Origin of the sequence: Fusobacterium ulcerans ATCC 49185 (genome assembly GCF_900683735.1) — a bacterium.
Taxonomy (GTDB): domain Bacteria; phylum Fusobacteriota; class Fusobacteriia; order Fusobacteriales; family Fusobacteriaceae; genus Fusobacterium_A; species Fusobacterium_A ulcerans_A.
In genome coordinates, this window is sequence record NZ_LR215979.1 from 3,133,303 (window position 1) to 3,148,996 (window position 15,694).

17 protein-coding genes are annotated in these 15,694 nt (G+C 29.8%); 8 read left to right on the forward strand and 9 right to left on the reverse strand.

Annotated features, from left to right (window positions below; all coding sequences use genetic code 11):
* Position 1: 1 nt before the first annotated feature.
* Entirely contained in the window at positions 2-712 is a 711-nt protein-coding gene (locus tag E0E45_RS14110) for a GntR family transcriptional regulator (RefSeq protein WP_130891749.1), read from the reverse strand.
* A 501-nt stretch (positions 713-1,213) separates the two neighbouring features.
* Here E0E45_RS14110 and E0E45_RS14115 point away from each other — a divergent pair.
* The 5 genes from E0E45_RS14115 (at position 1,214) to E0E45_RS14135 (ending at position 5,070) form a co-directional block, all read left to right on the forward strand.
* A complete protein-coding gene (locus tag E0E45_RS14115) occupies positions 1,214-2,503 on the forward strand; it encodes a serine dehydratase subunit alpha family protein (protein ID WP_130891750.1) in 1,290 nt (429 codons plus the stop codon).
* 136 nt (positions 2,504-2,639) lie between these two features.
* A complete protein-coding gene (locus E0E45_RS14120) occupies positions 2,640-3,185 on the forward strand; it encodes a DUF2271 domain-containing protein (protein WP_130891751.1) in 546 nt (181 codons plus the stop codon).
* 15 nt (positions 3,186-3,200) lie between these two features.
* Positions 3,201-3,863: a hypothetical protein gene (locus E0E45_RS14125; RefSeq protein WP_130891752.1), complete on the forward strand. Its 663-nt coding sequence runs from the start codon at positions 3,201-3,203 to the stop codon at positions 3,861-3,863.
* A gap of 100 nt (positions 3,864-3,963) precedes the next feature.
* Complete coding sequence (locus tag E0E45_RS14130) at positions 3,964-4,584, forward strand: suppressor of fused domain protein (protein ID WP_130891753.1); 621 nt, start codon at positions 3,964-3,966, stop codon at positions 4,582-4,584.
* 42 nt (positions 4,585-4,626) lie between these two features.
* Positions 4,627-5,070: a GNAT family N-acetyltransferase gene (locus E0E45_RS14135; RefSeq protein WP_130891754.1), complete on the forward strand. Its 444-nt coding sequence runs from the start codon at positions 4,627-4,629 to the stop codon at positions 5,068-5,070.
* A 38-nt stretch (positions 5,071-5,108) separates the two neighbouring features.
* On the opposite strand, the gene E0E45_RS14140 is transcribed toward E0E45_RS14135, so the two are convergent.
* The 6 genes from E0E45_RS14140 to E0E45_RS14165 all read right to left on the reverse strand — a co-directional run bounded on the left by E0E45_RS14140 (position 5,109) and on the right by E0E45_RS14165 (position 9,928).
* Complete coding sequence (locus tag E0E45_RS14140; protein ID WP_130891755.1) at positions 5,109-5,441, reverse strand: nucleoside triphosphate pyrophosphohydrolase; 333 nt, start codon at positions 5,439-5,441, stop codon at positions 5,109-5,111.
* A 91-nt stretch (positions 5,442-5,532) separates the two neighbouring features.
* Positions 5,533-6,429 carry a dihydrodipicolinate synthase family protein gene (locus tag E0E45_RS14145; RefSeq protein WP_130891756.1) on the reverse strand — a complete coding sequence of 299 codons (897 nt, stop codon included), beginning with the start codon at positions 6,427-6,429 and terminating at the stop codon, positions 5,533-5,535.
* 32 nt (positions 6,430-6,461) lie between these two features.
* On the reverse strand, positions 6,462-7,355 hold the full coding sequence (locus E0E45_RS14150) for a fumarylacetoacetate hydrolase family protein (protein ID WP_130891757.1): 894 nt from the start codon (positions 7,353-7,355) through the stop codon (positions 6,462-6,464).
* Between the two features lie 91 nt (positions 7,356-7,446).
* Positions 7,447-8,607 carry a UxaA family hydrolase gene (locus E0E45_RS14155; RefSeq protein WP_130891758.1) on the reverse strand — a complete coding sequence of 387 codons (1,161 nt, stop codon included), beginning with the start codon at positions 8,605-8,607 and terminating at the stop codon, positions 7,447-7,449.
* Positions 8,608-8,626: 19 nt separating this feature from the next.
* Positions 8,627-8,905 carry a UxaA family hydrolase gene (locus tag E0E45_RS14160; protein WP_005979865.1) on the reverse strand — a complete coding sequence of 93 codons (279 nt, stop codon included), beginning with the start codon at positions 8,903-8,905 and terminating at the stop codon, positions 8,627-8,629.
* 45 nt (positions 8,906-8,950) lie between these two features.
* Positions 8,951-9,928, reverse strand: a complete 978-nt coding sequence (locus E0E45_RS14165; RefSeq protein ID WP_130891759.1) for a 2-keto-3-deoxygluconate permease — start codon at positions 9,926-9,928, stop codon at positions 8,951-8,953.
* A 327-nt stretch (positions 9,929-10,255) separates the two neighbouring features.
* Between E0E45_RS14165 and E0E45_RS14170 the strand changes: the two genes are divergently transcribed.
* Genes E0E45_RS14170 through E0E45_RS14180 form a run of 3 tightly spaced genes read left to right on the forward strand, consistent with a single transcriptional unit; the run spans position 10,256 to position 12,437 of the window.
* Positions 10,256-11,044, forward strand: coding sequence for an IclR family transcriptional regulator (locus E0E45_RS14170; protein WP_130891760.1), 789 nt, complete (start codon positions 10,256-10,258; stop codon positions 11,042-11,044).
* 26 nt (positions 11,045-11,070) lie between these two features.
* Positions 11,071-11,799, forward strand: a complete 729-nt coding sequence (locus tag E0E45_RS14175) for an MBL fold metallo-hydrolase (protein ID WP_130891761.1) — start codon at positions 11,071-11,073, stop codon at positions 11,797-11,799.
* An 11-nt stretch (positions 11,800-11,810) separates the two neighbouring features.
* Positions 11,811-12,437, forward strand: a complete 627-nt coding sequence (locus tag E0E45_RS14180; RefSeq protein ID WP_130891762.1) for a lactate utilization protein — start codon at positions 11,811-11,813, stop codon at positions 12,435-12,437.
* Between the two features lie 171 nt (positions 12,438-12,608).
* Here E0E45_RS14180 and E0E45_RS14185 read toward each other — a convergent pair whose 3' ends face one another.
* Positions 12,609-13,946: a GGDEF domain-containing protein gene (locus tag E0E45_RS14185; RefSeq protein WP_130891763.1), complete on the reverse strand. Its 1,338-nt coding sequence runs from the start codon at positions 13,944-13,946 to the stop codon at positions 12,609-12,611.
* 533 nt (positions 13,947-14,479) lie between these two features.
* The gene (locus tag E0E45_RS14190) at positions 14,480-15,691 is read right to left on the reverse strand and encodes an L-serine ammonia-lyase (RefSeq protein WP_130891764.1); all 1,212 of its coding nucleotides are present in this window, start codon (positions 15,689-15,691) and stop codon (positions 14,480-14,482) included.
* Positions 15,692-15,694 lie beyond the last annotated feature (3 nt).

Consider the following 15,694-nt stretch of genomic DNA (forward strand, 5'->3'; position numbering starts at 1 on the left):
TTTATTGATCCTCCTCTTCCATATTATATTTTATTGTAAATTCAAATCTATCTCCTCTTACTACTCCTTTGGAATACTCAATTATATCTTTTCCCATAAAAAGTTTTCTTTCTATAAGAATTCCCAGACTTCCTTCTGCAACATTTAAATATTCAGCCTCTATTCTATTTACTAAGCAAGGTTTTATTTTCTGCTCAGCTTTCAAAAATCTAAAATCACATTTTTCCCTCAATATTTCATAAAGTGGTTTTTTTTCTAATATTTCTTTTGTAAGATCTGTAACTATTTTTTTAGGTATTATTGTTTGACTGTACATTAAAGGTTCTTCATCTGCATATTTAATTCTTTCAATTTCATAAACTTGTGTCTTCTCACTATAAATTCCATAAATATCATCTTCTTTTTCTTCAAAATTAACTACTTTCCCTGTAGGTGTTTTCCCTCTTTTCTTCATTTCTTCAGTAAAGCTGTAAAATTTATTTACTACTTGGTCTAATATTGGTATATTGACATATGTTCCATCCCCTATTCTCCTAATAATTAAATTTTCCCTTTCTAACTCATCTAAAGCTTTTCGAATAGGTGTTCTACTCATATTAAATATTTGCATCAATTCTCTTTCTGAAGGAATAACATCTCCACTTTTTAATTCACCTTTTAAAATATCTCTTTTAATTTTTTTGTAAATGATATTACTTTTATCTTTTCTCATGAGTCCCCCAAATTAAATACCTTTAATTTTAATCAATTTATATCACCATTTTTTTCACTTAACAAGTGGTTTTTTCTTGTGCTATATATACTGATTAACAACAATTTTATTTGAAACTAATAGATAAAATTTATAGTATAAAAAAAGTTAAAGGTATTTTTTGATTTTTTATTTTAAATTTCAATTTTATCATATAAAATCTTGAATTAAAATCTCTAAGTTCATTAAATTTTCCATATTTTATTTTTCATTTTGAAAAAAATATATGTAAATTATTTTCATTTTGAAAATTTTTTCATTTTGAAAAAAATATAAAATTCTCATTTAGTAGTTATACTACTGATTGAGAATTTTTTTTATTGGCATAATTTTTGCTTATTATACATAGTAAGAAAAGTCTGCCTAAATTAAAATAGGTAGCAAAATTAAATATGTATAAATTTTAAACTTAGAGTATATTCTCTTAATTAAATTTAAAATTATCATGGGAGGAAAAAGATCATGGAAAAAACAATTGAAAAAATAATGAGTATCTTAGCAGAAGAAATAGTCCCTGCTGAAGGATGTACTGAACCAATAGCAATAGCTTATGCTGCAAGCAAACTTACAAGTATATTAGGAAATGTTCCTGAAAAAATAGATGCTTACCTTTCTGGAAATATAATCAAAAATGTTAAAAGTGTAAAAATACCTAATTCAAATGGAATGGTAGGAATAGAAGCTTCTGTAGCCATGGGAGCTATTTTAGGGCAATGCGAAAGAGAACTTATGGTAATCTCTCATGTTGATACTGATCGTCTTCCTGAAGTTCAAAAATTTCTTGGTGACAATAGAATAAATGTTTTCCTTAATGACAGTGATGTAAAACTTTATATTAGATTAGAAGGTATTTATGGAAATGATACAGCTTCTGTTGAAATCCAAAATTACCATACTAATATAACTAAAATCATTAAAAATGGAGAAGAGGTTAAAGGGTGTCTTTGTGATGACTGTACATCAGCTGATGTTATGACTGATAGAACTTTTCTTAGTGTAGAACTCATCCACAATTTAGCTAAAAATATAGAATTTTCCCTTATAGAACCTATTTTTAAACAAGTTATAGATTACAATACTGCTATAGCTAAAGAGGGTCTTTCTAACTATTATGGTCTTTCTATTGGTAAATTAATGAAAGAAGGTATGGAAGAAGGAGTTTATGGAAATGATTTAAGAAACAATATGGCAAGTTTTGCTAGTGCTGGAAGCGATGCTCGAATGAATGGTTGTTCTCTTCCTGTTATGACTACAAGTGGAAGTGGAAACCAGGGAATGACTTGTTCTCTTCCTGTTATAAAATTCTGTGAATTAAAAAATGTCCCATATGAACAATTGATCAGAGGCCTTTTCTTCTCTCATATGACAACTATACATATTAAAAGCAATATAGGAAGATTATCTGCTTACTGTGGAGCTGTGTGTGCAAGTGGAGGAGTAGCAGGGGCTATATCTTTCCTTTCTGGATTCTCTCCAGCTCAAATAGATTCAGCTATTGAAACAACTCTTGCAACTCTTTCTGGAGTAGTATGTGATGGAGCAAAGAGTTCTTGTGCTACAAAAATAGCTAGTGGGGTAGCTGCTGCTTTTGATGGTTACTATGCTGCAAGCAAAAATAGAAAATTTGAATTTGGTGAAGGAATTGTTGGAAGAAATATTGAAGCCACTATTAAAAATGTAGGAACTCTTGGACAGGTTGGTATGAAAATAACTGATGATGTTATCCTTGATATTATGATAAAAAACAAATAATTCATTTAAGTTTAATAAGAAAAATGTCTCATAAATTATGAGGCATTTTTTATTTAAAAATAGTTTGTAAAATATTTTTATACAGTATATACTTTAATATACAACTAAGAATACTTACATAAAAAGGAGATACTCAATGAATTTAAAACTGTTTTTTATATTAGCTTTTTTATTTATTTTTACTAATATTTTTTCTGAAAATATTCACAAAAAAAAAGTTCTTATCTCCTTTAAATATGAAAAACAATTTAAACTTGCTTCAAACCAATTTGCTATATGGATTGAAAATGAAAATGGAGAATTGATAAAAAATATTTTTGTTACAAGATTTACTGCTATTGATGGCTATTCAAAGAGAAAAGAAGCTCTTTCAACTTGGGTAGAACGTTCAAATGTAAAGAATTACTCTAAAGAAAAGATAGACTCTATTTCTGGAGCTACTCCTAAAAGTAGTTTTCTTACATATCTTTGGGATTGTACTGATCAAAACGAAAATCCTGTTTCAGATGGAACATATAGATTTTTTATAGAGGGAAGTACCCATTGGAAGGATAAAATTCTCTTTAGTGGAACTGTTACCTTAGGAGAACATTCATATATAGTTGGACCATTTATAGAGGATTTTACAAGAGAAGCTCTCAACAGCAAAATGATAACTGATTTAAGTGCTGAAGTAAAATAAAAGGAGGTAGTAGAAATGGAAGTTGACCACATCTATATTTGTACCGATTATAAAGCACCTGCTGGTGAATTATTAAAAGAATTTGGTTTGACAGAAGGAACTTCAAATACTCATCCTGGGCAGGGAACTGCTAATAGAAGATTTTTCTTTCATAATTTTATGCTCGAATTATTATGGATAGAAAACTTAGATGAAGTAAAGAGTGTCCTTACTAAACCTATGAGACTTTTTGAAAGGTGCAGTAAATTTGATCCAAATATATCCCCTTTTGGAATTGGACTCAGACCTATAAAAGAAAAAAATATAAAAATTACTTTTCCTGTATGGGATTACCATCCTTTATACCTTCCTGATTTTTTAAAAATACAGGTTGCTGATAATACTCCCCTCAGTGAACCTATGTTTTTTTATCTTTCTTTCGTTGAAAGACAGGATAAATATCCTCTAGAAAAGAAAGAAAATATGAAACATAAACTTCCATTGAAAGAAGTAACGAATATAGAAGTACATATTAACCAGAAAAATGAGTTTTCTGAAGCAGCCAAAATAATAAATAATATGGATAATCTTCTTTTAATAAAAGACAATGAAAATTATCTGAAACTTACTTTTGACAAAGAAGCATACAAAAAAGAAAAAGATTTTAGACCTGATTTACCTTTAGTAATAAACTGGTAATAAATATTTTGCTCAAATACAGTATACATGGTATACTTTGATAGAATAATCAAAATATTGAAAAAACTATTTAATATATATTTTTACAGGAGGGAAGAAAATGAAAAAAGAATATATAGAGACTTCTGGATGGGATGCAATTACTAGAGCTTTTGAAAAACTTTATCCTGAGCAGACTGATCCCCTTCATTATGCCCCTATGATATCTTGGCGTCTAGGAGGGGAAGATCCTTTAGATGGCATAAGTGTCTATGATGGAGGAGATTACTACCATTTTGTCACTTATGGCCTTTCCGAACTGTATGATAAAGAATCTGAAGACTTTGATTACAGTGGATATGGCTTTGAACTTACATTAAAATTAAAAAAAGCTTCTCTAAAAAATATAGAAGAAGAATTAAATTGTATATGTGGAATCTTACAAACTCTTGGAAGAATAACTTTCGAAAATGGAGATATATTCCAGCCTTTTGAATATATCTATACTGGGCAGAAAACTGGTATGGATTCTAAATCAATATCTAATATTACAGGTTTTGTAACTGTTCCAGATGAAGTTGGAGAGATAAATACTCCTAATGGATTATTACAATTTGTACAACTTGTAGGTATGACTGATACAGAACTTAAAGCTATTGTTGATAAAAAAAATAGTGTTGAAGAAATGATAGAAAAACTTGGTCACACTATGACTGATTTCAAAAGAAAAAGTCTGGTTTGATATGTATACTATCAATAATAATCTATATTCAGGTGATATATAATGGTGCAATTAAAAAAACTAACAGATAATAAGAAAAAATATATTGATCTACTGTTGTTAGCTGATCCAGAAGAAAAAGCTATAGATAAATATATCAATGATTGTGAAGTATTTTATCTTACTGAAAATGAAAAAGTTTTAGGTCAATGTGCTGCCATTGAAATAGATAAACACAAATGTGAAATAAAAAATCTAGCAGTTTGTAAAACTATGCATAGAAAAGGTTATGGAAAAAACCTCATTGCTCTTATCTGTGAATATTATAAAGGAAAATACACTTCTATATTAGTAGGAACTGCTGATAATGGAATAGAATTTTATGAAAAATGTGGATTTAAAATATCTCATAAAATAAAAAATTTCTTTATTGATAACTATGATATTCCAATCTATGATGATGGAGTACAGTGTATAGATATGATTTATTTAGAAAAGAAAATATAAAATAGGGAGCTGGTGCTCCTTATTTTTTATCTTCAAATTTATTTATTACTTTTTTCATAAACAGATTCAAGAATAATTTTCTTATTAAATTTCCCTCTTGTTTCAGCTTTTTTATTCTTAATTTCTAAAATATCTTTTTTATTCAAATTAAAAGCGATTATAATATGTTCAATAACTTCAAAAATATCACTCATCTCTTCCATATTTTTTGCTTCTATAAATTCTTGAACTTCTTCTTTTAATTTCTCTAATAATTTCATCTTATATTCATCATCTGTTGCTATATGGTATGTATATTCTTGATGATTATCAGCAATAATTTCAAGAATATTATCTCTGACAAGTTTATTATAAACAGTCCTTTTTTTCATAAAATTCTCCTCTTTTTTCTTTTATTATATTATCAAAAGATAAAATTGGCAATTTTATGTAAAAATAAGAGTGGCATAGCCACCCTTATTTTTATAGAAGTCCTGCTTCTTTCATCACTGCTTTTATTTGTTCAGTTTGTTCTTCAGTTGCTGGTAAGAAAGGTTTTGTACAATAATCTTTCATTTCCACTCCATGAAGTATCATAGCTTTTTTCATAATAGGAATAAATGGAGTTCCTATTGGATAAAGATCCATTAATTTATCTACTATCTTTTGAATTCTAGCAACTTCATCCATATTTTTTGCATTTATTGCTTTTACCCAATCAGCAAAAAGTTCTGGACATAAGTTTGAAAGCCCTCCAATACATCCACTTCCTCCACATAGAATATTGTGAACAAAGTTTTCATCAAATCCTGATAATACAATAAAATCTGGGAATTCTTTCAATACTGTAGTCATAAGTTTTCTAGTATGTCCCATTTCACTTACAGTATCTTTAAATCCAACTATATTTTTATGTTTTCTAAGAAGATTTAATGTAATTTCTGGAGTTAAGTCATGTCCTGTTCTATCAGGGAAGTTATATAAATATATATATCCTTTTACAGCTTCTGCTACTTTGTCATAGAAAAATTCTACACTTTCATCAGAAAGAGCAAAATAGTATGGACTGATAATCATTACTGCATCTGCTCCAGCTTCTATTGCAAAATTTGAAAGTTCAACTGTATCTTCAACTGTCATACAACTAGTTCCAATATATACCTTTGTTCTTTTATTTACATGCTCTACCACTAATTTAATAAGTTCTTTTTTCTGTTCAGTAGTCATAGAGAAAAATTCTCCTGTACTTCCCATAATTACAAGTCCATCTACTCCACCTTTAATAAGATGATCCCATACATTTTTATTAGCCTGAACATCCAGATTTCCGTTTGCATCAAATGCAGTCACTACTGGAGTCAGAAAATTTGCTTTTTTCATAATTAGTCTCCTTTTATATATTTAAAATAGTTTTATTCTATAGTATTGATAAGTTTTCCTATCTCTGGAATTTCACAAGTTACTATATCTCCCTTTTTCATAAACCCTTGAGGTTTCATTCCCATTCCTACTCCAGATGGTGTTCCAGTTATTATTATATCTCCAGGTTCAAGAGTTATTCCTGCTGATATTTCAGATATTATTTGAGGAATATCAGCTAAAAATAATTTTGTATTTGAAGATTGTCTTAATTCATTATTAACATAACTTTTTACATCTACTTCTATTGGAAATGGAAGAGCTGTTTTATGCAGTATACTTGGTCCCATAGATGAATAAGTGTCCAGACTTTTACCCCTATACCATTGAAGATGAGATTGTTGCAACACTCTAGCAGATATATCATTGAATATTGAATATCCAAAAATATATTTTTCAACATCTTCTCTGGCTATATCTGTTCCCCTTTTTCCCATAATAACTGCCAATTCTACTTCATAATCTAAATGTGTATCCAAGTCCATTCTGCTTTTTACTGCATCTTCTGCTCCTATTATTTCAGAAGCTCTTTTTGAAAAATATACAGTTTTTGCTGGTTCAGTAAAATCATCCTTAAAACTTTCCTTTGTTTCTTCTAAATGATCTTTATAATTCACTCCCACACATATAATATCGTGAATAGGTCTTTTAATTGGTGAACATATTTTTACTCTTGAAACATCATACTGAACAAACTCAGAAATCTTTCCCCCAAAAGTTTTCTGAAGCAGTTCTATTTCTTCTTCAGTGATATTTTCTATAAGATCAATCATTGAAGAAAATTTTCTGCCATTTAATACAGAAGATATCTCAATGATTTTTGATTCATCATTATTGAAAATACCCAAATTCTCGTTGTTTTCATTTTTAAATCTTACAAATTTCATTTTCCACCTTCTGAATTTTAGGCTTATATAAAGTCAGTAAGCAGAGAAATATTTTTTCTCCGCTCACTGTAACAATCTTTATATCTATATTCTATACATAATTACATAATCTTGCAATAGCCATTTCTGTATATCCTAAAGTTTCTGCTTTAGTTTGTTTTCCATTAGCTACTTCTACTAATTCTTGTAAGAATTCTTCTCCAAGTTCTTTTAATGTTTGTGGTCCATATATAACTGGGCTTGCATCTATATCAATATTATCTGACATATTTGCAAATGTTATTTTATTTCCAGTGATTTTAATTACTGGAGAAATAGGGTTTCCTGTAGGAGTTCCTCTACCTGTAGAGAATACTATAACTTGAGCTCCTCCAGCTACCATTCCTGCTACTGATGAAGGGTCATTTCCTGGAGTATCCATTACTACAAGACCTTTTTCCTCTACCTGTTTTCCATAGTCATATACAGCTGTAACTTCTGTATGTCCTCCTTTATGGATACATCCAAGAGATTTTTCTTCAAGAGTAGTGATTCCTCCTGCTATATTTCCTGGTGATGGATTTCCATCCCTTACTTCTTCTCCAACTAATTGAAGAGCTTTTTCATATCTATGTACAATTTCATATATTCTTTCTTTTATCTCTGGAGTTTTAGCACGAGCTGCAAGAATATGTTCTGCTCCTATAAATTCTGTAGTTTCAGAAAGAATAGAAGTAGCTCCAAGTGCTACTAAACGGTCACTTAGTTCTCCTATAAGTACATTTGATGCAAGACCACTTGTAGGATCTGATCCTCCACATTCAGTTCCAACTATCAATTCAGATATTGGAAATTCTTCTCTTTGAAGTCTTGAAGCTTCCTGTGCCATTTTTCTTCCAGCACGAACAGCTCTTTCTATTGTTGTTATAGTTCCACCATTTTCCTGAATGATGAATGTTTCCATTGGTTTATTTGTTCTTTCTCTTATTGCATCTACAACTAAATCCATTTGGCAGTTTTCACATCCAAGAGAAACAACTATTATTCCATATACATTTGGGTTAGCTGCCATTCCAGCCATAACATCCATTGTAAGCTGTTGGTCTCCTGCTACTTGTGAACATCCATTTTGGTTGTTGAATGTAACTGCCCCTTCTATTTGAGAAGCTATTATTCTTGTAGTATCTGATGCACAAACACTTGCTGGTAAAATAAATATCTTGTTTCTTACTCCAACTCTTCCATCTGGTCTTCTATATCCTAAAAAATTCATATTACATTTCCTCCCTATTCTATAAGTTCTCTCTGTGACTTTCTACATTATGAGTATGTACATGTGCACCAGCTTTTATATCTTCAGATGCAATTCCTATATGCTCTCCATATTTCACTACTGGCTCTCCTTTAGCTATATCTCTAGTTGCAAATTTATGATATATCTGAATATCTCCAAGAGCTGTAAGTGTTAAAACTTTATCTCCTGCTTTATAGCTTATTTCTGTTCCTTTAGCAATTTGTTCAATAGCTACTCCCACACTGTCTTTCACATCAATTATTAAAGCATTGATCATAACATTCCTCCTTAAAGATTTTAGTATTCTATATTTTAAAAGTTTTTATTTTGCTGTTTCTAATTTTGCAGCTTCTAAAGCTTCTGATTGCGGACATCCATATTTCTTTGCCCACCAGTTAGTCATCAATGGAACTAAGATAGCTGTAACTACTACTGATGCTGCTACTTGAGTAGTTGCTTCTCCTACATATGGAGCCCAAGCTGGGTCTATAAGTCCTACTGCTGCTGGTACTGCAACTGCATTTCCAGCTGTTGTTGCAACTGCCCAACCTGCATATCCAGGTCTTCTTCCTATAATTTTATCACAAAAAACTATGAAGCATCCACCTACAAATACTGTTATAAGTCCTAAAATTATTCCTGGAACTCCACCTTTTACAACATTACTTAAGTTGATTCCAGCTCCAAGAGTAAGTCCAACAAATGGAATCAAAATATTTCCAGCTGGTTCTAGGAAAGTTTGCATTTCTTTGTCTAGGTTTCCAATTATCATTCCAACTATAATAGGAATAACTGTTGCTACAAGTGCCATAAATGGAACATTTGCAAGTCCAGAAGCACCAAGAGCTATAAGTGTAAATAATGGTCCATCATTAAGAGCCAAAAGAGCCATAGCAGCACAGTCAGTAGTATCTCCATAAGTTTTCATAAGAGCTAGATATACACTTCCATTACTGTTAGTTACTGCACTAATGATAGCTAATGTTGTAAGTCCGCATACTCCTGCAAAACCAAACATTTTTCCAACTGCTATACCAATAGCTGCTCCAATTATAAATTTAGAAATAAGAAGAATTCCTCCACGTTTTACCACTTTAGGCATATCTCTCAACTGTAAAGTAGTTCCAAGACAGAATAATTGTATCCCCATTGCTGTTGCTGCCCCTGCACTAGAAAATGTTGCTGTTGTAAATGATCCTATTCTCAATGCTGCTGGGAAAAAAGTATTCATAAAAGCTCCTATTAGCAAAGGAACAATCATCATACCAGCAGGTACTCTTTTTAAAAACCTCATAATCATAATTCTTTTCCTCCTGACATTTTATTTTCTGCTATATTTGGTGGCCCTCCAACTCAGCTTCCATACTTTTATTTGTATATACAAACTAAGTTTTTATATACGAATTATCATAAAATAATAATAGCATTCTTTTATATATAAGTCAATATGTTCTATTAAAAAATTTTTATCATTATTTTCAATCACCATTTTAAGCTGATTTTATAGAAAAAAAATTTTTTTACAGTTTAATTAATTATACTTTTTTATATGTATGCTTTGTCTGTATATACAAACTATTTAAAATCTGGTATAATCAAATTATTAATATTTAGGAGGTGCCTTTTCATGGCAAAGACTGAACATAGACCTACAGCCCGTGTACTTAACATACTTGAACTGCTAGCTGCCAATCAAGAAGGTCTGACTTTGACAGAAATCGCTGAAGCTATTGATGCACCTAAAAGCAGTATACTGCCTTTAATTCATACTATGGCTCAACGTAAATTTATATTTTTAGATGTACATACTTATAAGTATAGTATAGGTATAGGTTCTTTTTGTGTTGGATCAGCTTATACAAGCAACATGAATGCTCTTCAATTTATAAAATCAGAGATGAAATATATTGTGAAAAAAACTAATGAAATCTGCCAAATGGGTATATTTGATAGAGGACAGGTATTATATGTGGCAAAAGTAGATTCTGATGATCCTATTCGTATTATCTCATATGTAGGAAAAAGGCTTCCTGCTTATTGTACTGCTCTAGGTAAAGCTTTGCTCTGCCAGAAAAATATCAAAGAATTAAAAGAACTCTACCCAAATGGATTAAAAAAATATACTCCTAATACCATAACTGACTTTGAGATACTTGCAGATCAGCTTAAAGAAGTAAAACAAACTATGATTGCTACTGAAAACGGAGAAGTAAATGAACAATCTGATTGTATCAGTGTCCCTCTTTTTAAAGGAGATGACATCCTTGCTGCTATCAGTGTAAGTGTTCCTTCTTTTAGAATGACAGAAGAGAAAACTGAACTTATTAAATCAATGCTTTTAGAAACTAAAACTAAAATTGAAACTTTTTTTCGAGAACATGATATAGATAGTACTCAGTTAACACTTTCTAACTAGGGATATCCCTATTCTAAGGAGGAATTATGAATAGATTGATAGTTTTAGATATAGATTTTATTTCTGGAAATGGTAATAATAGCTTTGTTCATCCTGTTATTTTACAAGGTGACAAAGAGAATATTCTCATAGACTGTGGGACTTCTGGTTCTCTTCCTCTTTTAGAAAAAGAAGCTCAGAAAAATAATTTTGAACTTTCAAAACTTACAAAAATAATAATAACCCATCATGACCATGATCATATGGATGCTCTCTATGAAATAAAGGAAAAATATCCTCATATACAGATTGTATCTTCTTTATTGGAAAAAGCATATATTGAAGGAGTAAAAAAATCTTTAAGATTGGAACAAGCTGAAAAAATATATCCAACTCTTTCTGACGAAGAAAAGTTAAATGCTGAATACTTCCATAATATGCTAAAATCTATAAGACATGTTCCTATTGATATTACAATAGATGGAGATCATGAATTAGATTGGTGTGGTGGAACAAAAATAATTTCTACTCCTGGACATATGCCTGGTCATATCTCTATTTATTCTAAAAAATTTAAAACACTTATTACTGGAGATGCTATGGTGGCAGAAAATGAAAATCTTTTTTTGGCTAATCCTCAATATACTTTAGATATGAAAGAAGCAATAAAATCCATAAGAAAATTTTTAGAATATGATGTCCAGCAGATAATATGCTATCATGGCGGTATAATAACAGGGGATATTATTTCTATTCTAAAAAATCTCTTAAAATAACAGGGGGTATCATGAATATTTCTCAAAATATACTTAATAATATACTTTCAAATTTTGAAAAAAGAAATATGAAGGGATACTTTGTTGAAAATATACCTCAACTGGTAAAGTTAATAAAAGAACTGGTTCCTGAAAACTCAATTGTTGGCTGTGGTGATTCAATAACTCTTGAAGAAGCTGGAATATACAGTATCTTTAGAAATGGGAATTTTTTCTTTTTGGATAAGTATAAAAAAGATTTAACAAAAGAGGAGAAAAGGGAAATCTATATTAAAAATTTTTCTGCTGATACTTTTATTAGTGGCACTAATGCAATAACAGAAGATGGTAAAATATTTAATATAGATGGAAATGGAAGCAGAATAGCTCCTATTATATATGGACCTAAACAGGTAATAATTGTAGTTGGAATAAATAAAATAGTTCCTGACCTAGGTCATGCTGTCCTCAGAGCCAGACAGACTGCTGCACCTCTTGATGCTGTACGTCTTGGAAAAACTACCCCTTGTGCAAAACTTGGATATTGTATAGACTGCCATCATCCTGAAAGAATATGTAATTCCTTTGTTAATATTGAAGGGCAGTTTATAAAAGATAGAATAAAAATTATTATTGTTGATATGAATATGGGATTTTAAAAAGAAGCTGACTGAAAAAATGTAGTTCCTTTATTCGACAATATATGTAACTGGGGAGAAAAATTTTTATAAAAAAATCAAATTATTTCATATGAAGGAAAAAAGGACTAATTTTTATTATTAATCATATACATATAAAAAACCAGCAGATTATGCTGATTTTTTATATGATTATTTCATTTGTCCACTCTCTTTATAATAATTTTTCTTCTCAGCATACATAAGTTTATCTGCATAAGCTATCTGTTCGTCTACCATTATTTTTCCTGTATTCCAGTTACTTCCTATGGATACTTTTAATTCTCTATCTGATTCTATTCTTTTCCTAAGACTTTCTACATTTAATTCAAATTTTTCTTTTTCTATATTTCTGCAGAATACTACAAATTCATCTCCACCTATACGAAAAACATCTTTCTTAAATATACTTATCAATATTTCAGCTATATGTTTCAGCAACTTATCTCCACAAGCATGTCCATGAGTATCATTAATTGTTTTAAGTCCATTTAGATCCAAATAGATCACCCCTAAAGTTTCAGGAGGATTTTTGTCTATTTCTTCAAGAGTACTTATATATTTATTTCTATTGGCTAATCCTGTAAGTATATCTGTAAAACTCATCTCTTCCAGTTTAGTTAAAAGTTGACGTTTATTAATATCATCCATAACAAAAAAAGTTACTGATTTTAATAAAGTTAGATCATTTATATTAGATGATGGATTATCTACACCTAAAAAACCAACTATCTCATTATTTTCTATTAATGGAGCAACTACCAGACTTTCTATTCCTTGAGCTGTAAGTATTTCATATTCGAGACTTCCTTTTTTTACATTTTTTCCAACAGAAGTAATATAAAATTCTCCCTTTTTCTTAAATTCATCCAGCCAATGTATTACTGCTTTCAAAGGTATCTTCTGAAGATTTTCTATTTCATTACTTACACCTTCTCCACACCATTCATAAGTATTAGAAATTATTTGCTTAGCATAGTCTATCTCAAATATATATGCACGCTCCCCTTGATAAAAATCAGCAATTATATTTAATAGTTTATTTATTGCTACTGCTATATCATTATACTCAGCTAGTGTCTGTATACACTTTACTAAAGTTTGTTCATTGGAAAGTTCAAATTCCAATTTTTTTCTTTTCTTTTCATGTTTAGTAATATTAGTTGCTATCTCTAAACGAAGCTCTTTTTCATCCAGTACAATCATTTTATCCTGTATGATAAAATATTTATCAAGATTATTATTATAGTGTGTCCATGTATGAAAACTATCTTTTTTTAATAAATTATTTGTGCAAAATTCACAAGGAGCATTCTTTGATTGAAGAAATTCATAGCATTTTTTCCCTATTACTTCTGCCAAATTATTAACTCCTAATGTACTCAATCCATATCTGTTCATATACACAAGTTCATAAGTAATTGGATCAGATATATAAATAACATTTTCACTTTCATTTAAAATAATAGCTCTTAATTCATCATAATTCATAGTAACATGTATATGATCCCTAAGACCATATTACTCCTTTCTTCTTTAAGAATAAAATTAATACTGATTAAGTAAGTGTATAATCATAAAATAAATAAAATGGTCTTAAATCATTCAATGACATTTCTAGCTTTATGTATTTTAATTTTCTTTATTATAACATTATTTCTTCATATTTTCTATACAAAAACTCTTGTTTTATTTTCAATTACTTTCTTTAAAATGTATATTTCATTTATACAACATTGTATACAATCCCATACTGAGGTCTTTTAAATTAATTTAGTTAATATTTCTTTTATTTTATTATTTTCATAATAAAATTATAGATTCCCATTTCATTGAATATATCTATCTATTTTTGATTTTTATCCTACTATAATAAAATACACTTCTGATATTTTTTCTTTCAATAGAAGTGTTGTCTAAATTTATTTGAAAAAATTATATTATTGTATATATACATATATAGAAAAACCTCTGATTGCTCAGAGGCTTTCTAAAATATATATTAAATTTAAAGGGTTGATATATTAATCTTTTAAAAATTTATCATAATACTTTGCTAGACCACCAGTAGAAGTTTCTTTATATGAAGAACACATATCACTTCCTGTTTCTTTCATTGTTATAACTACCTGATCAAAACTTATTGTATGCTCCCCATTTGTTGAAAGTGCATAGTCTGCTGTATTCAATGCTCTTACTGCTACTATTGCATTTCTTTCTATACAAGGTATCTGTACATATCCTCCAACAGGGTCACAAGTCATTCCTAAATGATGTTCCATCCCCATTTCTGCAGCATATTCTATTTGATCAATAGTGCCACCTAGTATATATACTGCCATACCTGCTGCCATAGAACAAGCTGAACCTATTTCTGCCTGGCATCCTGCCTCAGCACCAGATATTGTTGCATTTTCTTTAATAAGATTTCCTATAAGTCCTGCTACTGCAAGAGCTCTAAGTGATGTCGTTTCATCTAATTCATATTCTTCTATCAACGCTCTCAAAAGTCCAGGAATAACTCCTGCTGCACCACATGTTGGAGCTGTAACAATAGTTCCTGCACTGCTGTTTTCTTCTGATACTGCTAATGCATAAGCAAATATTTTTTTAGTTATTACTAGATAGTTTTTCTTTTTATCTATTTTGTCATATATCTCTTTAGCTTTTCTTGGGTATCTCAATTTTCCTGGAAGAACACCATCTTTTTTTATTCCTCTGCTTATGGCATCATTCATAGTATCAAGGATATCTTTTAAATGATTCCATATTTCCTTTCCTTCGCAGTGCTCTACATATTCCCAAAGCTCTTTATTATTTTCTTTACACCATTTTATAATATCATTCATTTTAGAAAGAGTATAAGTTCTTCCTGATCCATTTCTTTTATCAGAAAGTTCCTTTATAGTTCCTCCACCTACTGAGAATACCAGCCAGTCTTTTATTATATTTCCATTTTCATCAAGAGCTTCAAATTTCATTCCATTAGTATGATACTCATGAATAAATTCAGGCATCCATATTATTTCTGTTTTTTTAGGTTTAAGAGTCTCCTCTATTATCCAGTCTGTAAGATGTCCTTTTCCAGTAGCTGCAAGACTTCCATAAAGTTCTACTCTATATGAATATGCATTTTCTGTTTCTGTTTTAAATCTTTTAGCTGCCCTCTCAGGTCCCATTGTATGAGAACTTGATGGTCCACAGCCTATTTTAAACAATTCTTTTAAACTATCCAAAAC